General features: G+C 65.2%; 22 protein-coding genes. 15 read left to right on the forward strand and 7 right to left on the reverse strand.

From position 1 onward, the window contains the following. Window positions 1-38 precede the first annotated feature (38 nt). The gene (locus tag ACWCOO_RS00770) at window positions 39-458 is read right to left on the reverse strand and encodes a hypothetical protein (protein WP_446831073.1); all 420 of its coding nucleotides are present in this window, start codon (window positions 456-458) and stop codon (window positions 39-41) included. Window positions 459-662: 204 nt separating this feature from the next. Between ACWCOO_RS00770 and ACWCOO_RS00775 the strand changes: the two genes are divergently transcribed. Genes ACWCOO_RS00775 through ACWCOO_RS00785 form a run of 3 tightly spaced genes read left to right on the forward strand, consistent with a single transcriptional unit; the run spans window position 663 to window position 3638 of the window. Further along, a complete protein-coding gene (locus ACWCOO_RS00775; protein WP_446831074.1) occupies window positions 663-1643 on the forward strand; it encodes a malate dehydrogenase in 981 nt (326 codons plus the stop codon). 11 nt (window positions 1644-1654) lie between these two features. Next, window positions 1655-2146: a DUF4399 domain-containing protein gene (locus ACWCOO_RS00780; RefSeq protein ID WP_446831075.1), complete on the forward strand. Its 492-nt coding sequence runs from the start codon at window positions 1655-1657 to the stop codon at window positions 2144-2146. Between the two features lie 34 nt (window positions 2147-2180). Further along, on the forward strand, window positions 2181-3638 hold the full coding sequence (locus ACWCOO_RS00785; protein ID WP_446831076.1) for a hydroxymethylglutaryl-CoA synthase: 1458 nt from the start codon (window positions 2181-2183) through the stop codon (window positions 3636-3638). A 37-nt stretch (window positions 3639-3675) separates the two neighbouring features. On the opposite strand, the gene ACWCOO_RS00790 is transcribed toward ACWCOO_RS00785, so the two are convergent. After that, window positions 3676-4614 (reverse strand): mevalonate kinase family protein, encoded by a 939-nt coding sequence (locus tag ACWCOO_RS00790; protein ID WP_446831077.1) that lies wholly within the window; start codon window positions 4612-4614, stop codon window positions 3676-3678. A 52-nt stretch (window positions 4615-4666) separates the two neighbouring features. Beyond that, the gene (gene mvaD, locus ACWCOO_RS00795; RefSeq protein WP_446831078.1) at window positions 4667-5629 is read right to left on the reverse strand and encodes a diphosphomevalonate decarboxylase; all 963 of its coding nucleotides are present in this window, start codon (window positions 5627-5629) and stop codon (window positions 4667-4669) included. Window positions 5630-5774: 145 nt separating this feature from the next. On the opposite strand from mvaD, the gene ACWCOO_RS00800 reads away from it, so the two are divergent. The 4 genes from ACWCOO_RS00800 (at window position 5775) to ACWCOO_RS00815 (ending at window position 10112) form a co-directional block, all read left to right on the forward strand. After that, the gene (locus tag ACWCOO_RS00800) at window positions 5775-6719 is read left to right on the forward strand and encodes a polyprenyl synthetase family protein (RefSeq protein WP_446831079.1); all 945 of its coding nucleotides are present in this window, start codon (window positions 5775-5777) and stop codon (window positions 6717-6719) included. A gap of 54 nt (window positions 6720-6773) precedes the next feature. Further along, window positions 6774-7604 (forward strand): ExeA family protein, encoded by an 831-nt coding sequence (locus tag ACWCOO_RS00805; protein WP_446831080.1) that lies wholly within the window; start codon window positions 6774-6776, stop codon window positions 7602-7604. Between the two features lie 298 nt (window positions 7605-7902). Beyond that, window positions 7903-8295 carry a general secretion pathway protein GspB gene (locus ACWCOO_RS00810; RefSeq protein ID WP_446831081.1) on the forward strand — a complete coding sequence of 131 codons (393 nt, stop codon included), beginning with the start codon at window positions 7903-7905 and terminating at the stop codon, window positions 8293-8295. A 29-nt stretch (window positions 8296-8324) separates the two neighbouring features. Continuing rightward, window positions 8325-10112: a DegV family protein gene (locus tag ACWCOO_RS00815; RefSeq protein WP_446831082.1), complete on the forward strand. Its 1788-nt coding sequence runs from the start codon at window positions 8325-8327 to the stop codon at window positions 10110-10112. A 64-nt stretch (window positions 10113-10176) separates the two neighbouring features. Here ACWCOO_RS00815 and ACWCOO_RS00820 read toward each other — a convergent pair whose 3' ends face one another. Together ACWCOO_RS00820 and ACWCOO_RS00825 are read right to left on the reverse strand one after the other, a co-directional pair. Further along, window positions 10177-10974: an ABC transporter permease gene (locus tag ACWCOO_RS00820; protein ID WP_446831083.1), complete on the reverse strand. Its 798-nt coding sequence runs from the start codon at window positions 10972-10974 to the stop codon at window positions 10177-10179. After that, on the reverse strand, window positions 10959-12077 hold the full coding sequence (locus tag ACWCOO_RS00825) for a murein hydrolase activator EnvC family protein (protein ID WP_446831084.1): 1119 nt from the start codon (window positions 12075-12077) through the stop codon (window positions 10959-10961). Before ACWCOO_RS00825 ends, ACWCOO_RS00820 begins: the two co-directional genes overlap by 16 nt. Before the next feature lie 178 nt (window positions 12078-12255). On the opposite strand from ACWCOO_RS00825, the gene ACWCOO_RS00830 reads away from it, so the two are divergent. Genes ACWCOO_RS00830 through ACWCOO_RS00845 form a run of 4 tightly spaced genes read left to right on the forward strand, consistent with a single transcriptional unit; the run spans window position 12256 to window position 15700 of the window. Further along, window positions 12256-12717, forward strand: coding sequence for a rhodanese-like domain-containing protein (locus ACWCOO_RS00830; RefSeq protein ID WP_446831085.1), 462 nt, complete (start codon window positions 12256-12258; stop codon window positions 12715-12717). 33 nt (window positions 12718-12750) lie between these two features. Beyond that, window positions 12751-13758 (forward strand): NAD(P)H-dependent glycerol-3-phosphate dehydrogenase, encoded by a 1008-nt coding sequence (locus tag ACWCOO_RS00835; RefSeq protein ID WP_446831086.1) that lies wholly within the window; start codon window positions 12751-12753, stop codon window positions 13756-13758. After that, window positions 13755-14717, forward strand: a complete 963-nt coding sequence (locus tag ACWCOO_RS00840) for a dihydroorotate dehydrogenase (protein WP_446831087.1) — start codon at window positions 13755-13757, stop codon at window positions 14715-14717. Before ACWCOO_RS00835 ends, ACWCOO_RS00840 begins: the two co-directional genes overlap by 4 nt. 59 nt (window positions 14718-14776) lie before the next feature. After that, entirely contained in the window at window positions 14777-15700 is a 924-nt protein-coding gene (locus ACWCOO_RS00845) for an outer membrane protein (RefSeq protein WP_446831088.1), read from the forward strand. A 100-nt stretch (window positions 15701-15800) separates the two neighbouring features. Here the strand turns inward: ACWCOO_RS00845 and ACWCOO_RS00850 are convergent, their stop codons facing one another. Next, window positions 15801-16349 carry a hypothetical protein gene (locus ACWCOO_RS00850; RefSeq protein WP_446831089.1) on the reverse strand — a complete coding sequence of 183 codons (549 nt, stop codon included), beginning with the start codon at window positions 16347-16349 and terminating at the stop codon, window positions 15801-15803. Between the two features lie 42 nt (window positions 16350-16391). Continuing rightward, the gene (gene glnA / locus ACWCOO_RS00855; protein ID WP_446831090.1) at window positions 16392-17801 is read right to left on the reverse strand and encodes a type I glutamate--ammonia ligase; all 1410 of its coding nucleotides are present in this window, start codon (window positions 17799-17801) and stop codon (window positions 16392-16394) included. A gap of 256 nt (window positions 17802-18057) precedes the next feature. Here glnA and ACWCOO_RS00860 point away from each other — a divergent pair, with 256 nt between their 5' ends. The 4 genes from ACWCOO_RS00860 to ACWCOO_RS00875 all read left to right on the forward strand — a co-directional run bounded on the left by ACWCOO_RS00860 (window position 18058) and on the right by ACWCOO_RS00875 (window position 22139). Then, entirely contained in the window at window positions 18058-18486 is a 429-nt protein-coding gene (locus ACWCOO_RS00860; RefSeq protein ID WP_446831091.1) for a YybH family protein, read from the forward strand. 59 nt (window positions 18487-18545) lie between these two features. Next, window positions 18546-19421, forward strand: a complete 876-nt coding sequence (locus tag ACWCOO_RS00865; RefSeq protein ID WP_446831092.1) for a DUF1838 family protein — start codon at window positions 18546-18548, stop codon at window positions 19419-19421. 64 nt (window positions 19422-19485) lie between these two features. Next, window positions 19486-20946, forward strand: coding sequence for a hypothetical protein (locus ACWCOO_RS00870; RefSeq protein ID WP_446831093.1), 1461 nt, complete (start codon window positions 19486-19488; stop codon window positions 20944-20946). Beyond that, window positions 20943-22139 carry an acetyl-CoA acetyltransferase gene (locus ACWCOO_RS00875; protein WP_446831094.1) on the forward strand — a complete coding sequence of 399 codons (1197 nt, stop codon included), beginning with the start codon at window positions 20943-20945 and terminating at the stop codon, window positions 22137-22139. The genes ACWCOO_RS00870 and ACWCOO_RS00875 overlap by 4 nt, the downstream gene beginning before the upstream one ends. Window positions 22140-22156: the final 17 nt, after the last annotated feature.

Consider the following 22156-nt stretch of genomic DNA (forward strand, 5'->3'; position numbering starts at 1 on the left):
ATTTCAGGTCTCCCCGTGCATCGAAGCGAGATAGGGTTTTAGCTTAGCGTAAGTAATCTCGCGAGTTTCCGCAGCGCGCCGCGCAGCCACGTCATCAGCTCCCCGTACGCCTGTCTGTCATTGCTCTGAGCCGACTCCCCGGCGCCGGCGGTCGGCGAGAAATTACGGCCCTGCCCAGTCGCCGCAGGCAGTTGGTGCCGCAAAGCGGCAGGTGCGTTCTCGAACTGCTCATCCTGGCGCTGAGTTGCTATGACTTGGCGCGTGATTTCACGCGCCAATGCACTGGCTGAGGACAGTCCATAGCGGGCCATGGCCGCCCCGAGCTGATCGCGGTCCTCGCCATGCGGCCATTCCAGGCGCGTACCGGAAAGCGGGTCGGCGGGCGGCGCAGCCGGTGCGGTCGAAGACAAGAAAACTGCCGTAAGCGCGCCGGCAAATGCGCATCCTGTTCGCTTCATATTGATGGCACTGGCTCCTCTCTTGACGCCCTGATCTCGAACTTCCACGCTGCCAAGCGCGCAGTTCCTTAACTCCCTGATGCCGCCGATGCTGCAATTGGTTGCATCGGCATCTAACCGGAACCGCACCGCCGCCTCGCGCGACGGGCGTGGCTCGATCACATAAGCGATACAATGCCTATCCCCACCGCAGGCCACAGGCTGATGCCACAATCCACGCAGATCGCGATTACCGGCGCCGCCGGACAGATCGGCTACCAGCTCGCTTTCCGCATCGCATCGGGCCAACTGCTCGGTTACGGCCAGCCGCTCACCCTGCGCCTGATCGAGATCGCACCCGCGATGCAGGCATTGGAAGGGGTGGCGATGGAACTGGCGGACTGCGCCTTCGAGCCGCTGCACGAAGCGATCATTACCGATCGTCTGGAGGAGGGTTTCCGCGGTGCGGATTACGTTTTCCTGGTGGGTGCCAAACCAAGAGGCCCGGGAATGGAGCGCTCCGACCTGTTGGCCGAGAACGCGCGGATCTTTTCCCGGCAGGGAGCGCTGCTGAACGAACACGCCGATGAACGGGCCAAGGTCCTGGTGGTGGGCAATCCGGCCAACACCAACGCACTGATCGCTTCCGCCAACGCTCCGGACATGGACCCCCGCAATTTTTCCGCGATGACCCGGCTGGACCACAACCGCGCCTGTGCCCAGTTGGCTGCCCGCACGGGGCACCATGTGCGTTCCGTGGAGCGCATGATCATTTGGGGCAATCACTCGGCTACACAGTATCCCGACCTGTCACAAGCACTCGTGGACGGCGAGCCCGCCACCACGCTGGTTGACGAGGAGTGGGCCCGGGGCGAATTCATGACGGTCGTGCAACAGCGCGGCGCCGCGGTAATCAAGGCGCGCGGTTCCTCAAGCGCGGCTTCCGCGGCAAGCGCAGCGATCGACCACATGCGCGATTGGGCGCATGGGACGCGCGACGGCGACTGGGTCAGCATGGCGGTTCCGAGCGACGGCAGCTACGGCGCCCCGGAGGGCACCTTTTTCTCCTACCCCGTACGCTGCGCAGACGGTGCCTGGGAAATCGTGCAGGGACTGGAACTCGACGAGTTCGCCCGCGACCGGATCCGGATCACCAGCGAAGAGCTGATGGCCGAGCGAGCCGCCGCAAGCCAACTGGAGCTTTAGAGGGGTAACCCATGATTCAACGCATTTTCGCTATTCTTTTGCCCGTAGCGCTGCTGCTCGGCTGCGCGCGGACGCCCACCGAAGACACCACCGAAGTGGACGCGGAGGCGCACGCCGCCGACATCGCGCACGCCGAGTTGGATCTGCCGCGCAAGCCTTCTCCGGAGGGCGCGCGTGTGTGGTTCATATCGCCCGACGACGGCGCCGAAGTTACCTCGCCCTTCATGGTCGAGTTCGGCTTGGAGGGAATGGAACTGCTGCCTGCGGGCAAGCCCGGTGAGCACAGCGGCCATCACCACATTCTCGTGAACACGGGTCTGCCGCGCATGGACCTGCCGATAACCACCGACGCCAACCATGTTCATTTCGGGCAAGGGGAAACGAGCGTGGAACTGTCGCTGGAACCCGGAGTGCATACGCTGCAGCTCTTGCTGGGCGACGATCTGCACATACCCCACGATCCTCCTGTAATGTCCTCGGTAGTTACCATCACAGTCAAATAGTGCCCATTGGGGGGCAAAGCCCGGGCCGCAAATCATGCCGGATCGCGGAGGCTTAAGCGCCGGGATCAGCGGCATCGCGGTGGATTTGCCGCCGTACCGGGTTGATCTGGAGAGTTGGTGCCGCTGGACCGGCGCTTCCTGGCCCAAGATCTCGGCCATCGTGGGGCGCGCTTTTCGTCTCCCCGGCCCTTCGCAAAGCGTTTATACGATGGCCGCCAACGCGGCGCTCAGGCTGATACGCAACTACGACGTGGACCCCGCCGGCGTGTCCATGCTGGCTTTGGGCACCGAATCCAGCAACGACAATTCCGCTGGCGCGATCGTTGTCAAGGGAATGCTGAACCAGGCGCTGGACCAGCTTGGTCTGCCGCCGCTTTCGCGTCACTGCGAAGTGCCGGAAGTGAAGCATGCCTGCCTGGGCGGCGTTTACGCCCTAAAGAACGCCGTACACCATTGCCTGCTGGAGGGCTCCAAGGCGATCGTTGTCTGCTCGGATCTTGCCCTCTATGAGCGCGGGAGCAGCGGCGAGCCTACCCAGGGAGCCGGCGCAGTGGCCCTGCTGGTGGAACGCAACCCCGCTCTGGCCAGCCTTGATCTTCGGCATACCGGGCGCGCCTCCGATTACCGGGTCACGGATTTTCGGAAACCCTTGCTGGACGCCAAGCGGCAGCCCCGCTCCAATCCGCACTATCCCGTGTTCAACGGGCGCTACTCCACCTACTGCTACCTTGAGCAGGTGCGCAACGCGCTCAACCACTTCTACAGCCGGCGCGGCGAACCGGCGGTGCAATGGCTCGACAGCCTGCCTGCGGTTTTCTTCCACCGCCCCTATCTGCGCATGCCGCAAACCGCCTTCGCGCTCATCCGCCTGTGCGCCGAAAGCAGAAACCGGCGAGCAGAATCGCCACTATTGGCGCGACTGTGCCGCGACGCCGGCTTGCCCCTGGACAGGGTGCTGCGTGAAATGCGCCGGGCGCCTGAAGCGCGACTGCTTTCCGCTGGCGCCGAGCACAGCAGAAACCCGTTTCCGCTCAGCGCCGAGCTGGCGAAAGCCTGGCGCAAGTTCGAGGATTTCCGGGAGCTTGTACTCAAGCCTTTGCGCTGGGGGGACGCGAAGATGATGGAGCTGGGCAATATCTATTCCGGTGCCCTGCTGGCCTGGATGGCTGCGGGCTTCGAGGAAGCTGCAGCGTCGCGCGAAGAATGGGCGGGTCGGGAGTTGCTGTTGGTCGGATACGGGAGCGGCGACGCCGCCGAGGCCATGGCGCTGCGCGTGGCCGGCGGCTGGCGGGAGGCAGCGCGGCGCATCCGTTTTTCCGAAGCTCTGGCGTTTCCGTTCGATCTGCGCCGGGAGCAATACGAAGCCTTGCATGCCGGCGCACCCAGCGAAAGCCTTCCTGCGCCGTCAGGCTTCCGCATCGACCGCATCGGTACGCGCCACGACACCGAATTCCAGGACGAAGGCATCGAGTACTACGCGCGTTCGCCGTAGCGGCGGGCGAACGGTCAGCCGCGCTTTAGCGGCGCGCTCAACCGCTTGCCGGCGTTACCGTCAGACCCTGCGCGGCCAGTTCCATATCCAACAGCCTGTAACCCTTGCCAGCGGCCGCTCGACGCATGCGCTTGAGTGCCTCTGGGTGGCGCGATACCGCTATTCCGCAATCGCCTCCCCCAGCGCCTGAGGGCTTGTAGAAGCAGTCTGCCGAACGCGCCAGATCGAGCAGTTCCCGGTGGGCAGCGCTGTAGATGCCGAGTCCGGCCACCTGGTCGAACTCCTGCCAGGCAGCGCCATAACTCGCCAACGCCTCAAGCGCGGCCTCACTGCCCGAGTGCCAAGCCTGCTCCACTGCTTCGGCCTTGCCGGCAAGCCGTTGCAGAGCCTCGCGCGCCCGTCGCGAACCGCCCCGCAGCACCGCGCGGTAGCGGTCAAGCGCCAATGCAGTATCGGCGCTGCGACCAGTCCATAGCACGGCGCAGGCCAAGCCATCGGGCCACTTGAGCCGTTTCACACGCCCCGCGGTCACGGCCACGACCCCGCCATAAAGGCTGGCCACCACATCCGCGCCGCTTCCCCCCGAACCCTGGCGCGAACGATGCACGGCGCTGGCCACGCGGAGCTGTTCGGGCAGCCCCGGCAAGGCGCCCCGCGCCGCCAGCAACACTCCGGTGACGGCAACCGCCACCGCAGCGCTGGAGCCGAGGCCGTACTTGGTTCCGCCGGCTGTGTGCAGCGCCCGGGTTTCGATGGCCAGGCCTGCATCCGCCCGGCTCTCGCCGAATCCCTGGGCGATGATCAGTTCTTCCGCCGCCTCGCGCCAACGCGCCGCTTGGCTGCGTTCCTCGGTGTTGCTGTCCAGCAGCCGAACATGCGCGCGGCGCTCCACCGCGCAGGCAATGGCCGGCGCGCCTTCGAGCACCGCATACTCGCCGGACAGGAACAGCTTTCCCGGAGCGCTGGCGACTATCAACGAGGCCGTCTCTGCAAGGTGCGATAACCCGGATGTCTTGCCGGATTCCGGGCTAGACGACCTGCGCGCCGGGACCGAGACCACCGACAAGCACCTGCTTTACGCCCGGCGTCTGGCGCAAGGCATCGGCGACTTCGCCACGCGCTTCAGGCAAGCATACGGCCTTGACCTGGGGGCCCGCGTCGACGGTGAAGAAGACCGGGATTCCCGCGCGGGCCAGGGCTTTCACGCGATGCAGGCACTCCAAGGTGGCGCTGTTGAAATACAGCGCGGGCGGCCGGGCGGCCAGCATGGTGGCATGCATTTTCAGGCAATTGTGTTCGGCCAACTCCGCCAGGCGCTCGAAGTCACGCTGCTGAACCGCGTTCCGGGCCGCTTCGAGATCAGCGTTCTGGCCGCGAATCCAGGACCTGTAGAAAGGCGAGGTTCGACGCGTCAACTCCATCGCCGAGCGCGAGCTTACCCCCTTGGCGGCTGTTTCGGTAACCGCCACGACAACGCGAAGCGGCCATTCATGAGGCTCCAGCAAGCTCCTGCACCGCCACTCGCCCGTTTCGTCGATAGAAAGCATGACGATACCTCCGAACAGCGACCTGGGCGCGGAACCGGAGCCCGCCATCGCCGCGCGTCGGACCAGGCCCATGTCTTCGGCGACGCCCAAGGCCGACGCAGCGGCCAAGGCCAGCGCCGCCATCCCCGAGGCCGATGAAGCCAGACCGGCGCCCGTAGGAAAATCGTTTGCGGACTCCGCGCCAGCCGGGCTGTTGATGCCGGCGCGCTCTCTGAGCGGCGCCAGGCAGTCGCGCAGCCGCGGCAAATCATGCGCGCTGGGGCTTCCGTTCAGGCGCAGGTAGTCCTGCTCCAAGTGCTCGTCGAACCGCACCGTGGTGCGCGTGCTCAAGTGCGCGAGAGTGAGCGACAACGACCCCGCCGCGGGAAGATTGCCGGGCGCTTCGCGCTTGCCCCAATACTTGATGAGCGCCACGTTCGGGTGCGCCACGGCGCTGCCTTGCATGCCCAACCTCAGCGCGGTATCACTGCCCGCTATTCTAGAGCCTGGGTATTGCAGCAGTTAGCGGAATTACGGGGCAGAGCCTGCGCGGGATAGAATCGTTACCGGCGCCGCGGCGCCCAGTCTGGCCACGGCTGCGTATGGCTCAATGATCGATTTTTCTTCCGTGTCGGGCGCCACGGGTGGGGAAGCCGGAGAAGGCTTCGAACACCGCCAAGTCGCTTATAGGGCTCGTGTGCATGCCGGCCTTGACGCCTGTCTTCCCGCGGCGGAAGTCAACCCGCGCCAATTGCATACCGCCATGCGAGATGCGGTAATGTCCGGCGGAAAACGCCTGCGGCCGTTGCTTTGCTATGCAGCCGCCGAGGCGTCCGGCGTGGCGCCCGAAGCGGTGGACGCGGCTGCCATCGCGGTGGAACTGATCCACTGCTACTCTCTGGTGCATGACGACCTGCCGTGCATGGACGACGACGAATTTCGCCGTGGCCGGCCGGCGGTTCATAGACTCCATGGAGAGGACACGGCGCTACTGGTGGGTGATGCTCTGCAAACGCTTGCCTGGGAGGTGCTGGCCGGCCATCCATCGCTATCCGGGCGCGAGCGCGCTCGAGCGGCGCTGGCCAAGCTGTTCGCCGAGTGTGCGGGTTCCACCGGGATGGCCGGCGGTCAGCAGCTCGACCTGTATGGCGGTCCCGAACCCGACCAGGCCGAATTGGAGCATGCCTTTCGCACCAAGACCGGCGCGTTGTTCAGGGCCGCCGCGCTGGGGCCGGTTTGCGTTAAGCCACAAACACCCTTCGCCCACAGGCACGCGCTGGAACAGTTCGCCGACCTCTTGGGCCTGGCGTTTCAGATTCGCGACGACCTCAAGGATCGGCGCACGGATACCCCTGCCAACGCTGGCGCCAGGAGCTCTCGGCTGCCATCGTTTGTAGAGCGCTTCGGCGAAACAGCAGCGCGGGATCGGATCGAAGAACTCATCGCCGACATGCAGGCGGTCAGCGCCACCTTCGGCCCGTCTGGAGGCGGCCTGCGCTGGATGACCGATCTTGTAGGCGGCGCGCTGCCCGCCCGACGGCCGCCGCTACAATGACAAGCAGCCTGAGCTAGAACTCAAAACCGCCGCATGTACGAGCAATTTCACGGCTTGAGCGAACGACCGTTCAGCATCACGCCCGACCCACGCTACCTGTATATGAGCGGGCGCCATGCGGAGGCGCTGGCGCACCTGCTGTACGGGGTGCGCGAGAACGGCGGGTTCACCCAGTTGACGGGCGAGGTCGGCACGGGCAAAACCTTGTTGGTGCGCTGCTTGCTCGAAAGGCTGCCGGACCGCACCGAAACCGCGATCATCCTCGACCCGCCCGACAACCGGTTGGAGTTTCTGGAGGCGCTGTGCCGCGAGCTTCGCGTCCGCGCGCCGCGTTGGGCCGCCAGTCCGTCCACCCTGGGGGCCGCCTTGAACCGCAAACTGATGCGCACCTACGCTGCCGGCCGCAGCACCGTGCTGATCGTGGACGAGGCCCAGGCCCTCGAAGCAGAACTGCTGGAACAGGTTCGCCGTCTGACGAACCTGGAAACGGCCCGGCACAAGCTGCTGGGAATAGTGCTGGTAGGCCAGCCGGAACTTCACGAAACACTGGCCCGGCCGGGTCTGCGGCAATTGGCGCAGCGCATTACCGCGCGCTGCCACCTGGGGCCCTTGTCGCGCGCCGAGACCGGCGAGTACCTGCAGCACAGGCTCAAGGTGGCTGGCGCAACCCGCGACGTGTTTTCCGCTGCCGCCAAACGCTTCCTGCACCGGTTTTCCCGCGGCATTCCCCGAGTCATCAACGTAGTGGCGGACCGAGCGCTGCTCGGCGCCTTCACGCGCCGCGAAAACGAGGTGGGCGCAGGCCTCGTGAAACTCGCAGCGCGCGAAGTGTATGGACGCGGCGGCGCTCCCCGCCGCGCCGCCTGGAGCGGAGCGGCGGGCTAAGCCCATGTCCTTCGTACTCGACGCACTGAAGTTGTCCGAACGGCGGCGGTCCCGCTTCAGCCGGCGCGTCTATGCGCACCCGCCGCGTCCGCGGCGGGCCGGGAGGATGCCCAGCTGGCTTGTTCCGATGGTCGTCTTGGCCGGCCTTGCGCTGGTTGTCGTTTTGGGATGGCGTATGACGGCGCCAGCAAGCGGGCCGACCCCTTTGCCAGCTACCGATTCGCCAGCGACTGACGAAACAGGCCGAGCGACTGCCCCGCCCGTAGCGGCGGCGGCAGTCGAGGCGCCCGCCATTGCAATGCGCGGCGCGGCGGCTGCCGAGCGCGATGAAGAACTGGGCGACTCCCAAGCCGCGCTGGCGGTGCTCGGCCCCGGCGGGTCGGCGGAGGACGCAGGGCTTTCGGAAACGCGCACCATGTCCACTCTACCCAGCGGTGTCGAGCCGTATTCGGCCTCGGAGCAGGATTCCACCGATCGCCTGCTTGCGGCGCCACCGCCCGATTGGCCGGCCTTGTCGCTGCAAATGCTGTTCTTCAGCGAAGACGGGACCCGCAGCTTCGTGCAGTTGAACGGCAAGACCTACAAGCAGGGTGAGCAGTTGGTGGAGGGGCCCAAGGTAGAGAAGATCACCCAACAGGGAGTGATGTTGGGGTACCGCGGGCAACAGGTGCTGCTGGGAGTGGAGCGATAAAAGGCATTCGCTATCTTGACGGTCGGAGAATGGCGCGCGCCATCACAGCCGGCATGCTGCAACTGCAGAACAGCCGCGCGGAGCTCGACAGGATCAACGTGTTTCCGGTAGCCGATGGCGATACCGGGCTGAACATGGCCCACACGGCACAAGCGGTCATTCTGGCGCTTGCCGAAGCGCCATCGCGCAACGCCGGTGAAACCGCACAGGCCGCGGCGCGGGGCGCTCTTTACGGAGCCCGGGGCAACTCCGGGGTCATCCTCGCACAATTTCTGCAGGGCCTGGCCGATGCCTGGGACGGAAAAGCCCGCCTCGACGCCGCGGAGGTCGCGACCGGCCTCAAGGCCGCGGCGGAATCGGCACACAACGGCCTCAGCAACCCGCGCGAAGGAACCATTCTCAGCGTCATGCGCGCCATCGGGCTTGGCGCGCTAAACATCGCGCCGGGGGGTGATCTTGCAACCCTGCTTGAGGCAGCCCGCGAGGCCGCGGAAGAAGCGGTGCGGAAAACGCCCGAGCAGCTTGATGTCCTGCGGCGGGCCGGCGTCGTGGACGCCGGCGGAGCCGGGCTTGCGCAAATCCTGGCGGGCGTTGATGAACTCGTAAAGACCGGCAAGGGCGCAGCGGCTCCAAGCCTAGCGGCTGAGGTGGGCGCGCCGACAAGCGATGCACACGCCCACGATTTGACCGAACAGTCGAAGTACCGCTATTGCACGGAGTGCATGATCTCCGGAGAAGCATTGGCGCCCGCAGCCATACGCGAGCAAATCGAGGTTTTGGGAGATTCCGTGGTCGTTGCCGGCGGAGCGCGCATCGCGCGATTGCATGTCCACACCGACCGGCCGCACGAAATATTCGCGCTGGCCCACGAGCACGGCGAGGTAAGCGGTGAAAAAGCCGACGACATGCACATACAGTTCGCGCTGCTGAACAGCTCCCGAGTGCCCATTGGCTGCGATAGCGGCGCCGACCTTCCGTCGGATTTGCTGGCTGAACTGCGTATTGCGCAAACGCCGCTTCGCATTCACCTGGGCGAACGAGGCTATCTGGACGAACTCGGGCTCCCGACGCAACGGTTGTGGCGAGCGATGGAAGACGGCGGCGAAAAAGCACACACGGCCACGCCCGCGCGCGGCGATGTGGAGCGTGCGATGGGCTTCCTGGCCGGCCATTTCGAGGATACCGTCTGGATCAGCCTGGCGGCAGCAGTGAGCGGCACCGCGGACCTGGCCCGCCGCGTGGCCACAGAGATCGAAGGCGGCCAGGTGCGGGTGGTGGATAGCGCCAACGTGTCGGTTGGGCATGGGCTGATCGTTCAACATGCCGCCGAGTGGGCGCAGAAGGGCGCCAATGCGGCCCAGATTGTGGAGGGCCTGGTACCGATATGCGTGGGCGCGAAAACCTTCGGCCTTATCGAGGATCTTTCGCATGGGGTGCGGGGTGGGCGCATTTCGCCGCGCGTGAAGCGTATCAGCGATCTGCTGGGGGTCGATGCGCTGCTGAGCGTCAGCCGCAAGGGGACCGTGAAGGGCTGCGGCGTACAACGCCGCTCCGGCGACCGGGTGGCGCGCTTCGCCCGCTACGCGCTACGCCGCTTCCCGAAAGGCCAGCCGCTGCGCATCGCCGTAGCCCACGCCAACCGACCGCAATCAGGACAGCGTCTGCTCGAGCTGCTGGCGGCCGGAATTCCCGACCTGAAATCCAGTTTCGTTACCGATCTGGGCGCCGTGGTCAGCGCCCACGCAGGTCCGGGCGCCTTGGTGGCAGCGGCCATCCCTGCGCTGCCGCTACCGTCCGCAACGCCCCGCGCGAACTAGACACCACGCTTTGCCCAGCCCGCACTGTGCCGGGCAAGGGCGCGACCCCCCGCGGGCTGCGGCCCTATTCGCGAATTCCCACGCCCTTGTGGATCAGGAACGCGCAGACCCCGAAAAGGACGAACACGAACACGCCCATCATGACGTAGGCGACGCCCAGAGACACGTCCGAGGTGCCGATCATGCCGTAGCGAAAGGCATTGATCATGTAGAGGATCGGATTGAACAGACTCAGCACGCGCCACACGCCGGGGAGCAGGTCCACGGAATAGAAGACACCGCCCAGGTAGGTAAGCGGGGTCAGAACGAAGGCCGGTATCAGCGATACATCGTCGAACTTCTTGGCGAAGATTGCGTTGATCATGCCTCCCAGCGAAAAAGTCACCGCGGTGCACAAGAGCGTGAACACGGCGATCAGCGGATAGCGCACCTCGAGGTCGGTGAAAGCCATGGCCACGAGGGTCACTATCACGCCCACGACCAGCCCGCGCAGCACGCCTCCCGCGGCATGCCCCAGCACGATGATGTAGTTCGGCAGCGGCGACACCAGCATTTCCTCCAGGTGCCGCTGAAACTTTGCGCCGAAAAATGATGAAACAACATTGCCGTAGGAATTGGTGATCACCGACATCAGGATCAAGCCCGGGGCGATGTACTGCGTGTAGTCGTAGCCGGACATGGAGCCGATGCGCTCGCGCAGTTGTCCGAAAATGATGAAGTACAGGGCCATCGTGATGGCCGGCGGCACGATGGTCTGCACCCATATGCGCACGATGCGGCGCGCTTCCTTGTATACGATCGTATACAGGCCCACGGCTTTCTCGAAGCCGCTCATGCCGCTGCTTGCTATCGGCTCAGCCATGCCACCGGGTCCACCGGCTTGCCGTTTCGGCGTAGCTCGAAATATAGGCCGGGCTCGGGGCGTCCACCGGTGCTTCCCGCGTGGGCGATCACCTGTCCCTTGCTCACCATGTCGCCCTTGTTGCCCAGCAAGCGGTCATTGTATGCGTACAGGGTCAGCACGTTCTGGCCGTGATCCAGAACCATGAGAAAACCCAGCCCCCGTACCCAGTCGGCAAACACCACCCGACCAGGGTGCGGGGCCCGCACCTCGGCGCCTTCGTCCGCCTGCAGAAGGATTCCGTCCCAGTTGGCCTGACCGCTTCCAGGGCCGGCGCCGAACGGCCGCAGAACGCGCCCGCGCAGCGGCCAGTCCAATTGGCCGCGAGCCGCGATGATTGAAGGCAGGGGCGCCGACGGGTGATCCTGGACGATTCGGTCGAGGTCCTGCACCAGCGAAGCCAGCGTGGCGGCCCGTCTTCGCAGGCGTTCGATTTCCGCGCCGGCGTCGCCGATGCGCCGATTAATCTCCCCCAGTGTTGCCCGGCGCGCGGCCACTGCCCGCTCCAGCTCACGCAACTGCTCCGCCTGGCGCTCCTGGAGCTCCGTCAGCTGCCGTTCGACGCGGCTTGACGCTCCACGCAAGGCCTGCGCCTCGGCTGCGACCTGCAGGGCATGGTCGGAGTACTCGCTCCAGGAGCGAACCAGGATTCGCGTCCATGCCAATCGCCTGTTTATGTCCGCGGCGCTACGGCCACCAAGCAGAGCCTTGAGGTCGTCCTGCGGTCCATGACGCCAGGCTCGCCGAAAAGCGGCGCGCAGCGCCTGCTGCGCTTGCCGGCGCGTCTGCGCGCTATCCTGCAGCGCATCCGCCAGCCTCACGCGCTCCGCCTGGCTGCGCTCAAGACGCTGTTGCGCTTCTCTCGCCGACTCGCGCAAACGCAGAACCCGCGTTTCCGCTTCGCGCAACTCCGCCTGTGCCTTGTGCTGCGCCTTGAGGTTGCGCTGCATGCGCAGCTCGACCGCTTCAATGCGCCCCAGCAGGTCTTCCATCTCTTCGTCCTGGGCGCGCTGTCCCGCGACAACAGCGGGAACCAGGATCAGGCAGGCAAGCAAACGCTTCACGGGCTGCTCCATGTCTGCAACCGTGAGCAACATATTAGCTTGGAGAGGGCTGCCATATCCGGCTTGGCAAGGCGGCGGCGGGATTATATCGGGCGTCGTTATAATGCCTCGCATCCCGCCTCGCGCAGGCGCCACGCGAGAGCTTAGGCAGCGCGCGTCGCCAAGCGGGGGCTGGCTGTTGGAGCAACCGCGCAACAATGCCTTCGCCGATATGGGAACTCTCGCCGATTTCGTTACCGCCCACCCCTGGCTCAGCCTGGGGCTGGTCGGCAGCGTCCTGGCCGCGCTGTTCAACGAAGTTCGACTGCGTGCCTTGGCGGTTAGCGCGCTGGCGCCCACCATGGCGGTGCAGGCGATCAACAAGGGCGCCGCGGTACTTGATCTGCGCGAGCCGAAGGCCTTCGGGCAGGGGCACATTCCAAGCGCCCGCAACATGCGCGCCGTGGATATTCCCGGGGCGCCCAAGGTCAAGTCCGGGAAGGCGGTTCTGCTGGTATGCGACAACGGGTCGGCCAGCGGGCGTCTGGCACAGGATCTGCGCAAGAACGGGTCCACGCAGGTGTTCAGCCTGAAGGGCGGGCTGTCCGCCTGGCAGCGCGACAACCTGCCCGTGGTCAGTGCGCGGAACCGCCGCAAGTAGAGCTTGCCGATACGGCCCGGGGGCCAGTTTCCGATGTTCGGGGTAATTGGCGCCGGCGCTTGGGGGACAGCGCTGGCCGTTCACCTTGCCAAGGGCGGATGGCCGGCCAAGCTCTGGGATATCGACAGCCGTCATCTGCGAAGTCTGGCGCGCGACCGGGAAAACCGGCGCTATCTTGCGGGCATTCCGCTGCCCGATGCCGTGCGGCCGGTAGAGAAAATCGAGACCGCCGCGGAGGGCGCCGACTGCATACTGATCGTGACCCCCAGCTCGGTCTTGCGCGACACCTTTCGCGTGCTCAAGCCCCTGCTGCGAGACGGCGTTCGGCTTTGCTGCGCATCCAAGGGCCTGGAGGTGCAAAGCGGTCTGCTCGCACACCAGGTGGCGGAAGAAGAGCTGGGGCCCGGCTTCCCGCTAGCAGTGCTGTCGGGCCCGACCTTCGCGGCGGAGGTGGCGGCAGGCAAACCGGCTGCCATTACCGTGGCGGCACGAGAGCCGGCGCTGGCGCGGTGGCTGGCCAAACGGGTCAACTCGGGAGCGTTGCGCGCCTATGTTTCCGGCGACCTGATCGGGGCGGAAGTGGGTGGCGCCACCAAGAACGTGATAGCCATCGCCGCGGGGATTTCCGATGGCCTGGGCTACGGCGCCAATGCGCGGGCCGCGCTCCTTTGCCGGGGACTGGCCGAGATCGCGCGGCTCGGTGGCGCCTTGGGCGCGCAACCGGCCAGCTTTATGGGCCTGGCTGGCCTCGGCGACCTGGCCCTTACCTGTTCCGACGACCAATCGCGCAATCGCCGCCTGGGATTGTCGGTGGCGCGTGGCACGGCCGTCAAGCAAGCCTTGCAGGAGCTTGGCCAGGTAGCGGAAGGTTTCCATGCCGCCGAGGCCGTGCATCGCCTGGCCGGCCGCCTGGCGATGGAGCTGCCCATATCCGAGCAGGTGTATCAAGTGCTGCATCGCGGCCGTGACCCGAGCCAGGTGCTGGGCGCGTTGCTGAGCAGACCGCTCAAGGACGAGAACGGAGTCGCGCCGGCCCGATGAGCAAATCGCCTCTGGTCGTGGACTTTTGCGGCCTCAAGCTGCAATCGCCGATCGTGTTGCTGTCGGGCTGCGTGGGTTTCGGCGACGAGTACACGCGGGTCGAAGGTTTCTCGAATGCCGACGCCGGCGCAATCGTCTGCAAGGGCACGACGCTGGCTCCGAGACTGGGCAACCGGGGGCACCGGCTGTGGGAGACAGCCGGCGGTATGCTCAACGCCATCGGCCTGCAGAACCCCGGCGTGGACGCCGTGGTGCGCGACATCGCGCCAAAGCTCGACTACACCGAAACCTGTTGGTTCGCCAATATCTGCGGCAGCACGGTGGAGGAATATGCCGAGGTTACCCGGCGCTTCGACGACACGCCCATGCAGGGCATGGAAATCAATATCTCCTGTCCCAATGTGCGCGAAGGCGGCGTGGCGTTCGGCAACGACCCGGACATGTCGGCACGCGTCGTGGCGGCCTGCCGGGCCGCCACCTCCAAGCCGCTGATCGCGAAACTTTCGCCCAACCAGACCGACATCGCTGAGAATGCGCGCCGCTGCCTGGAAGCGGGCGCCGACGGGCTGGCCGTAATAAACACGCTGATGGGTATGGCGATTGATGCGCAGAGCCGCCGGCCGGTCATCGGCAACGTGCAGGGCGGGCTCTCGGGCCCGGCCATCAAGCCGCTGGCTCTGCTGAAGGTGTATCAGACCTACCAGGTGGCGCGGAAATACGGCGCACCCATCATCGGCCAGGGCGGTGTGATGAACGCCGCCGACGCCATCGAGTTTCTGCTGGCCGGCGCCACTGCCGTGGGCGTCGGCACTGCGCTGTTCTACGATCCGCTGATCTGCCGGAAAATCAACGCCGGCATAGCCGATTACCTCAACGAACACAACATCGCAAGCGTGGCCGATCTCACCGGTGCCTTGCGGCTGGACTCCGATCTTGAGGACAGTCCGGTGTCCGGCTAGCAACCGCGCACACCTATAATCGAATGATCTGCGCAGCGCGGATATAGGAGGCCAGCACCATGACAAGAACGCACTTGGGAGCCACGCTGGCAGGCCTTGCTTTAGCGATTTGCGCTCAGCCGGTTCCAGGCGGTGAAGCCTATGTGTCCTTGGGCCTGGGCCTTGCATCGGACGATATCGATGTGAGCGCCATGGGCGTCAATCATCCAACCCGCTGCGACCGGCTCCTCTACGCGAACCCGTCCTCCGCGCCAACTGACGCCGCCTGCACGGATACAACACCCCGGCGCCTGGTCGGCGATGCATTCGATCTGGGGGCCGCCATGGCCGGGGGACTCAGCCTCGGCTATAGCTGGGAACGGTTGCGCCTTGAAGCGGAGTTTTTCGGACGCTCGCACGATGGAGAGACGCTCCCCGCCATCGCCGACAGCGGGAATGTAGCTTTGCAGGACAAGAATTCCGAGTGGAGCGCCGATGCACCGCCGTATTACCGGATCTCCAACTTCAAGTCGCGTCAACTGTTCGTCAATGCCTATTACGCTTTCGACACGGAGTCGGCCTGGAGGCCTTTTGTCGGTGTGGGCGTGGGAGTCGCGCGTTTCGACACCGCCTTTGCCGCGTCCTATCTGCGCCGCACCGTGGCCGAGGGCTATGTGGCGGCGGTAGGCGGAAACCCCCTGCAACCCGAAGAGTGGCAGATCGCGGCGGCAGGGACCACCAGCAGCCTGGACACGGAATTGAGCGACGAGGTTTTCGGCTACCGGATTGCCGCCGGTTTGGAGCGGGACCTGGTGGACAAGGCGCGGGCTTTCGTCATGCTGCGCTGGAGCGCCTTTGGCGACATGCGCGAAAGCGCCGTCTGGTCAACGATACGCAGCCACGCCCCGGTGCAGGCCGACGGCGCCACGCCATTCACCAGCGAGCAGGCTTTGGAGAATATCGGCGGGCTGACCGCCAGCGTGGGAATCCGCTACGGCTTCTAGCGCGCGTATTGCGCAAGTGCCTGGAAACCCAAGAGCGCAAGCTCGCAGCGAAGCGTATTTCTCCGCAAGCCACTCTCGCGGCGTTGACTGCTGCAGCCAGTTAATTTCCAAGCGTTGAGGAAATCGCCGGCTCCCGCTTGAAGAAGCGGACTTCCTCGCTTGCAGCAAGCTCTCTGCCTTGCGCGTCCAGAAGTCGCGCCTGCAGCCGCCGTTCGCCGCGCCATACCTCGTTGAGCTGCAGGACCGGCGGTTCGCCCTGCCAGGATACTTCCGCGCCGTCCAGACGGATGGATATGCGCACATCGTCTTCCACGGCGCCCGTCACGATCAACCGGACTTCGAGCTCACCGCCGGCGCCCCAGACGGTATCGCCGTCGGCGGGGTAGGCAACTTCAAGGGCCGGCAAAGGGCGTGAGGCGACCGGCTGAGACGCGGACGCATCCTGAGCGGCTGGCAGTTCCGCATCCGCCACCGAGGCCCCCAGCCACCTCGGCACAGCAGGCGCCTGCAAACGAACCGCGCCGGCAAAGGGCCGGTCGGCATACCGCACTCGGCCCTCGCCGTCCATGTGCCGCCAGACTTCCTGACTGCGCGCCTCACCAAGCAGCGCAAGCAGGATGACGAGCCCGCTCCAGCGCCCTGTTGTCATCGTCCCTCCTGGACGCAAGCCGCAGATGTTCCCCTATAGCGCCTAGAGGCTGTAGTACATCTCGAACTCGACCGGGTGCGTGGTCGCGCGCAGGCGCGTGCACTCCGCTTCCTTGAGCTCCATGTAGCCTTCCAGCAGATCTTGCGTGAAGACGTCGCCGGCCAGGAGGAATTCGTTATCGGCGCGCAGCGCATCAAGCGCCTCTTCAAGCGAAAACGCAACCGTGGGCAGCCCGGCTTCCTCCTCGGGCGGCAGGTCGTAGAGATCCTTGTCCACTGGATCGCCGGGATGGATCTTGTTGAGGATGCCATCAATGCCGGCCATCAGCATGGCCGAGAAAGCCAGGTAGGGATTCGCCATGCTGTCTGGGAAGCGCACCTCGATGCGCCGCGCCCGCGAGTCGGCAACGAAGGGAATGCGTACGGCCGCAGAGCGATTACGCGCCGAATAAGCCAGCAAGGTGGGCGCCTCGAAGCCCTTCACCAGCCGCTTGTAGCTGTTGGTGGCCGGGTTGGTAAAGGCGTTCAGGGCCCGCGCGTGCTTCAGAATGCCGCCGATATAGTGCATGCCGACCTCGGAAAGGCCGCCATAACCGTCGCCGGTAAAGATGTTGTTGCCGCCCTTGGTTATCGACTGATGCACATGCATGCCGTTGCCGTTATCGCCGACCAGGGGTTTGGGCATGAACGTGGCGGTCTTGCCGAACTGATGAGCCGTCTGCATTACGGCGTATTTGAGAATCTGCACCTCGTCGGCCTTGCGCGTGAGGCTGTTGAAGCGCACGCCGATCTCGCCCTGGCCTGCGGTGGCCACCTCGTGGTGATGCACTTCAACCGGCAGACCGAAATCCATGAGCGCCAGGCAGATGGTCGAGCGAATGTCCTGCAGCGAATCTACCGGCGGTACCGGGAAGTAGCCGCCCTTCACGCCGGGCCGGTGGCCGTAATTGCCCTCTTCGTATTCGCGGGTGGAATTCCAGGCTCCCTCGATCGAATCCACATGGTACGAAGCACTCTCCAGGGAACTGCCGAAACGCACGTCGTCGAAGATGAAAAACTCGTTTTCCGGCCCGAAATAGGCATCTTCGCCAATGCCGGTCGAACGCAGGTATTCCAGCGCCCGCTTGGAAGTAAGCCTCGGACAGCGCGCATAAGCCTGCATGGTTACCGGCTCATAGACATCGCAGCGCAACAGCAGGGTGGTGTCTTCGGCGAACTGGTCCAGCACCGCGCTGTCGGCCTCGGGCATCAATACCATGTCCGACTCGTCGATTCCGCGCCAGCCGGCGATGGAAGAGCCGTCGAACATCTTTCCTGAAGCGAAGAATTCCTCGTCGATAACTTGCGAAGGCACGCTCACGTGCTGTTCCTTGCCACGGGTATCGGTGAAGCGCAGGTCAACGAACCTCACGCCCTTTTCCTCTATCAAGCTCAGTACTTCGGATACATCCATTGCAGCAGGCCCTCTAACGCCGGTTGAATTCTGGATGGAGGCGGAAGAAAGCTTCGCGCCGCTCGACCGTGCCCACACCCGCCCTGCGCAATCGTTGCGTTAGCTAGAGCTATCAGGGGGGGCAGAGTTAAAACGGCGGCGGCTACTCCCTTCCGCGGCACGGTGCGCTATTGTATCGGGACCTGGGGAGCAAGTCCATAGTTTGGGTGTTTGTTTGCCTGCCCAAACTGCGTTATCTGGAAGTCGGGAGCACAACATGAACCACCAATCTGAGCAACATGAAATCTGGAAGGTCATTGAGGGCGTCTTTGACGCTTTCGAAGGTCGCGATCCGGGCGGCATCGAGGACGCGCTGCACGACGACTGCACTCTCTGGGACCTGTTCGAACCGGAACTAATCGCCGGCAAGGCCGAGCGCGAAGCCTTTCACGAACGCGACAAAGCCCAATCGATGGCCCGCGGCCCTCTGAGCATTGCCATTGAACCTCTGAAGCTCGACATCTACGGCCAGGTGGCGGTGGCGCGCTACTGGCTGAAGTTCGATTACCAGCCGCCCAACGCCACTGCGGGCCGCGTACGCATCACCGATGTGCTGCTGCGCGCGCCGGAAGGCTGGCAGATCGTGCATCACCACGAGGGCATGGCGCCGGCGGGTGCGCCGCCGATTTCCGGGACAGCACACTAGCCCAGTGGGCCTATATCATTGTTGCGTTGCGGCTTACCTCGCTGCCACCGGAGGATTGCATGACCCAAGAATTTTCGCGAACGCCGCCAAGCGGCTCTGAAGCGCCGGGCCGCCTTTCACGGCGAGCCATGCTCGGCGGGCTGGGCGCCTTGGGGCTGGGAGGCGCCCTGAGCATCGAGGCCGCGCACGCCGCGAGCGGCGGTATTTTCCCCGAGGCCGATGACAAGGATGCCTGGCTCAAGTCCTGGATGCGTATGCAGGCCAGTTTCGAAGAGCAGGATTCTCCCTGGTGGTATATGGGCCGCATTTACGCGCAAATCGGGGAATCCGAGCCCCGGCACATACTGGACCTGGAGGGCACGGAAATTTACTGGGCCCGACCACTGGGAGACGGACAGTTTTCGATCAGCAGCCGCACGCTCACGTTCTTCAAGGACCCGGCCACTGGCGAAATGCTCGATGAATTCGCTAATCCCTACACCGGCGAGAACATACCGGTGCGGCCCAATATCCTGGGCGGCCGCGACGGCGCCCGCTACAGCAACGAGGGCATGACGTTTTCAGAGCGGATCGATCCGAGCGGGCAGCTACGGCGCTGGAACTGGCAATGGACCCACTCGGGCCGGCATGTGTGGCTCATGGCCAGCCGCGGAATGCAGCACATGCCGCAGCCATGGCTGGAGGCGTTCACGATGTTCTGTCTGGCCGACGACTTCGCGGATTCATCCATCAGCAGCCTGCGCAGCAGCTTCTCGTCCACCTACTTCTCGCCATGGCTGCACTGGATGGGCATGGAGGGGCGCGAGGGGCACCTCATCTGGCATTCCTCGGGCTGCAAGCTCGAATCGGTGGACGAAGTCTCCGAAGCCTACCGGGAACGCGCGGACCGGCTGTTTCCCGGCAAGCTCACGGCCAATCCCGACTCCTTCGATTAGGTCCTGTTAACGGCGGCAACGACACCAGGGCGCGGCTTCGAGACGCAGCGCGGACCGGCGAGAGATGGGGACCAAGCTCGGCATAGTGGACGCGGCCGCCTATGTGCCTTGCCTGCGCCTGCAGCGCGAGGCCATTTTCGCCGCCAATGCCTGGGCCAATCCGGCGCTCCAAGCTTTGGCGCGCGGCACGCGCAGCATGTGCAACTGGGACGAGGACAGCATAACCATGGGCGTGGAAGCGGCGCGGCGTTGCATGAGCGGGCGAGCCAGGGAGAATGTTCGGCGCCTGTATTTCGCGTCCACCACGCCGCCCTTCGCCGAGCGACAGAGCGCCACCGTGGCCGGCGAAGCCTTGAATCTGTCCGAGAAACTTGCGGCGCTCGACCTCGGCAACTCTCGCAATGCGGGCCTGCAGGCTTTGTGCGAAGCGGCCGGTGGAAGCCGGCAAACACTGGTGGTGGCGGCTGACGCGCGGCGCGCTAAGCCGGCCAGCGTGCAGGAACTGCAGTACGGTCATGGGGCGGCCGCCATGCTGCTGGGGAACGAGAATCTCATTGCCGAAGTGCTCGGCGAGTTCCGCCTTTCGCGCGATTTCGTGGACCAGTTTCGAGGCAGTGGCGAGGCGTTCGATTATCGCTGGGAAGAACGCTGGGTCCGCGACCGCGGCTACCGTTCGGTGCTCCCGGCGCTGGTTCGGGGTGTGCTCAAACAGAGCCGCGTGGCCCCCGGCCAATTGGCGCGGGCGGTGCTTCCTGCCGCACCGCCGCGCATGACCGCGGCGTTCGCCAAGGGCCTGGGCCTTCCCGCCGAAGCGGTGCAGGACGGGCGGCTGGGCGATGTGGGCGACACGGGCGCGCCACATCCCTTGTTGCTGACCATCGATGCGTTGGCGCAGGCCGCGCCCGGGGAACTCATCCTGGTGGTGGGTTTCGGGCAGGGCGGTGCCGCGCTGCTGCTTCGAGCCACGGAGGAGCTCCCCGCATGGCAACAGCGCAACGCGCAGCGGGCAGCGCTGTCACCTCCTCGCCCGGAAAGCGCCTATACCAAGTACCTGAGCTTCAGCGGACTGCTGCCCATGGACTTCGGCATGCGCGCCGAGGCTGACGTCAAGACGCAGCTCAGCAGCTTCGACCGCCACCGCAGCGAACTTACGGGTTTCGTGGGCGGGCGCTGCCCGCGCTGCAACACCGTGCAGTTCCCGAGCAGCAGGAGATGCGTAAATCCGCAATGCAACGCCGAGGGGGAGCAGGAAGCGGTGCTGCTGGCGGACGAGCCGGGCGAAGTGTCTTCCTTCACCCAGGACTGGCTGGCCTACACGCCGCATCCGCCGCTGCAATACGGCCTTGCCGCCATCGGGGAAGGTGCGCGGGTGCTAATGGAATTTACCGAGTGCCCTCTGGAGCGGATGCGAGTCGGGCTGAAATTGCGCTTCGTCTTTCGCATTCACGCGATAGACTCGCAGCGGGGCTACCGGCGGTATTTCTGGAAGGGCGCCCCGGCCAGCGCCGAGGAGGCAGACGGATGACGGGCATTTGCGACAAAGTGGCGATCGTGGGCATGGGCTGCTCGCAATTCGGCGAGCGCTGGGACTGCGACGCCGAAGACTTGATGTTGGAAGCGTTTCGCGAAGCCTCCGAAGACGCGGGCTTGGGCGCCGATGATCTCGACGCCGCCTGGTTCGGCTGTTACTTCGATGAGGCCAGCGTGGGCAAGTCGGCCCTGCCGCTGGCCAACGCGCTGCGCCTCAAGAACATCCCGGTGACGCGCGTCGAGAACATGTGCGCAACCGGCACCGAAGCGCTGCGGGGCGCCGTCTACGCGGTCGCCGCCGGCGCCTGCGATGTTGCGTTGGCGCTGGGCGTCGAGAAACTAAAGGACACGGGCTATGGCGGCCTGCCGGTGGGCACGCCAGGCGCCTTTACCGAACAATGGCGGCCCAACACCAGCTCGCCCGGCTCCTTCGCTCAGCTTGCCTCGGCTTACCAGGCCCAGCACCGTGTGCCCGGCAAAGACCTCAAGCGCGCCATGGCCCACGTGTCCTGGAAGAGCCATCGCAACGGAGCGATAAACCCCAAGGCGCATCTGCGCAAAGCCGTGGACATCGACACGATCCTCGGCGCACCCATGGTGGCCGAACCGCTGGGGCTGTTCGATTGCTGCGGCGTGAGCGACGGCGCCGCCTGCGCTATCGTCACACGGCCCGAAATCGCCCGAGATATGGGCAAGACCGAGTTCGTTACCGTCAAGGCTTTGCAGCTTGCAGTCAGCAATGGCTCGGAGGCCGGCCACCAAGCCTGGGACGGCAGTTACATCCACTGCGGCCGGCTGGCCGGGCAGCGGGCCTTGGCCGAGGCGGGCATCCGCAGCGCCCGCGACGAGATCGACTTCATTGAAGTACACGACTGTTTCTCGATCACCGAACTGGTCACGATGGAAGACTTGGGCTTCGCCGACGAGGGCCAGGGCTGGCGGGCGGTTCTCGATGGCGCTTTCGACCGCGAAGGCACAACCCCCTGTCAGATCGACGGTGGGCTGAAGTGTTTCGGGCATCCTATCGGAGCGTCCGGCCTGCGCATGGCCTACGAGGTTTATCTGCAGTTGCTGGGCCGGGCAGAGGCTCGGCAGCTACCATCGCCGGCCTTGGGCCTTACGCACAACCTGGGGGGCGAGCCGGCCCGCTGCGTGGTAAGCGTGGCCGTGTTCGGCCGCACCGACTGAAACTCGGAGCGGAGCGC

The organism is Candidatus Foliamicus sp. (genome assembly GCF_965221325.1).
Lineage (GTDB): Bacteria > Pseudomonadota > Gammaproteobacteria > Steroidobacterales > Foliamicaceae > Foliamicus.

Excerpts from the sequence above, each read along its gene's own strand:
- ACWCOO_RS00770 (WP_446831073.1), bottom strand. The coding sequence starts at position 458 with ATGAAGCGAACAGGATGCGCATTTGCCGGCGCGCTTACGGCAGTTTTC.
- ACWCOO_RS00775 (WP_446831074.1), top strand. The coding sequence starts at position 663 with ATGCCACAATCCACGCAGATCGCGATTACCGGCGCCGCCGGACAGATC.
- ACWCOO_RS00780 (WP_446831075.1), top strand. The coding sequence starts at position 1,655 with ATGATTCAACGCATTTTCGCTATTCTTTTGCCCGTAGCGCTGCTGCTC.
- ACWCOO_RS00785 (WP_446831076.1), top strand. The coding sequence starts at position 2,181 with ATGCCGGATCGCGGAGGCTTAAGCGCCGGGATCAGCGGCATCGCGGTG.
- mvaD (WP_446831078.1), bottom strand. The coding sequence starts at position 5,629 with ATGCAAGGCAGCGCCGTGGCGCACCCGAACGTGGCGCTCATCAAGTAT.
- ACWCOO_RS00800 (WP_446831079.1), top strand. The coding sequence starts at position 5,775 with ATGATCGATTTTTCTTCCGTGTCGGGCGCCACGGGTGGGGAAGCCGGA.
- ACWCOO_RS00810 (WP_446831081.1), top strand. The coding sequence starts at position 7,903 with ATGCGCGGCGCGGCGGCTGCCGAGCGCGATGAAGAACTGGGCGACTCC.
- ACWCOO_RS00815 (WP_446831082.1), top strand. The coding sequence starts at position 8,325 with ATGGCGCGCGCCATCACAGCCGGCATGCTGCAACTGCAGAACAGCCGC.
- ACWCOO_RS00820 (WP_446831083.1), bottom strand. The coding sequence starts at position 10,974 with ATGGCTGAGCCGATAGCAAGCAGCGGCATGAGCGGCTTCGAGAAAGCC.
- ACWCOO_RS00835 (WP_446831086.1), top strand. The coding sequence starts at position 12,751 with ATGTTCGGGGTAATTGGCGCCGGCGCTTGGGGGACAGCGCTGGCCGTT.
- ACWCOO_RS00840 (WP_446831087.1), top strand. The coding sequence starts at position 13,755 with ATGAGCAAATCGCCTCTGGTCGTGGACTTTTGCGGCCTCAAGCTGCAA.
- ACWCOO_RS00845 (WP_446831088.1), top strand. The coding sequence starts at position 14,777 with ATGACAAGAACGCACTTGGGAGCCACGCTGGCAGGCCTTGCTTTAGCG.
- ACWCOO_RS00850 (WP_446831089.1), bottom strand. The coding sequence starts at position 16,349 with ATGACAACAGGGCGCTGGAGCGGGCTCGTCATCCTGCTTGCGCTGCTT.
- glnA (WP_446831090.1), bottom strand. The coding sequence starts at position 17,801 with ATGGATGTATCCGAAGTACTGAGCTTGATAGAGGAAAAGGGCGTGAGG.
- ACWCOO_RS00860 (WP_446831091.1), top strand. The coding sequence starts at position 18,058 with ATGAACCACCAATCTGAGCAACATGAAATCTGGAAGGTCATTGAGGGC.
- ACWCOO_RS00865 (WP_446831092.1), top strand. The coding sequence starts at position 18,546 with ATGACCCAAGAATTTTCGCGAACGCCGCCAAGCGGCTCTGAAGCGCCG.
- ACWCOO_RS00870 (WP_446831093.1), top strand. The coding sequence starts at position 19,486 with ATGGGGACCAAGCTCGGCATAGTGGACGCGGCCGCCTATGTGCCTTGC.
- ACWCOO_RS00875 (WP_446831094.1), top strand. The coding sequence starts at position 20,943 with ATGACGGGCATTTGCGACAAAGTGGCGATCGTGGGCATGGGCTGCTCG.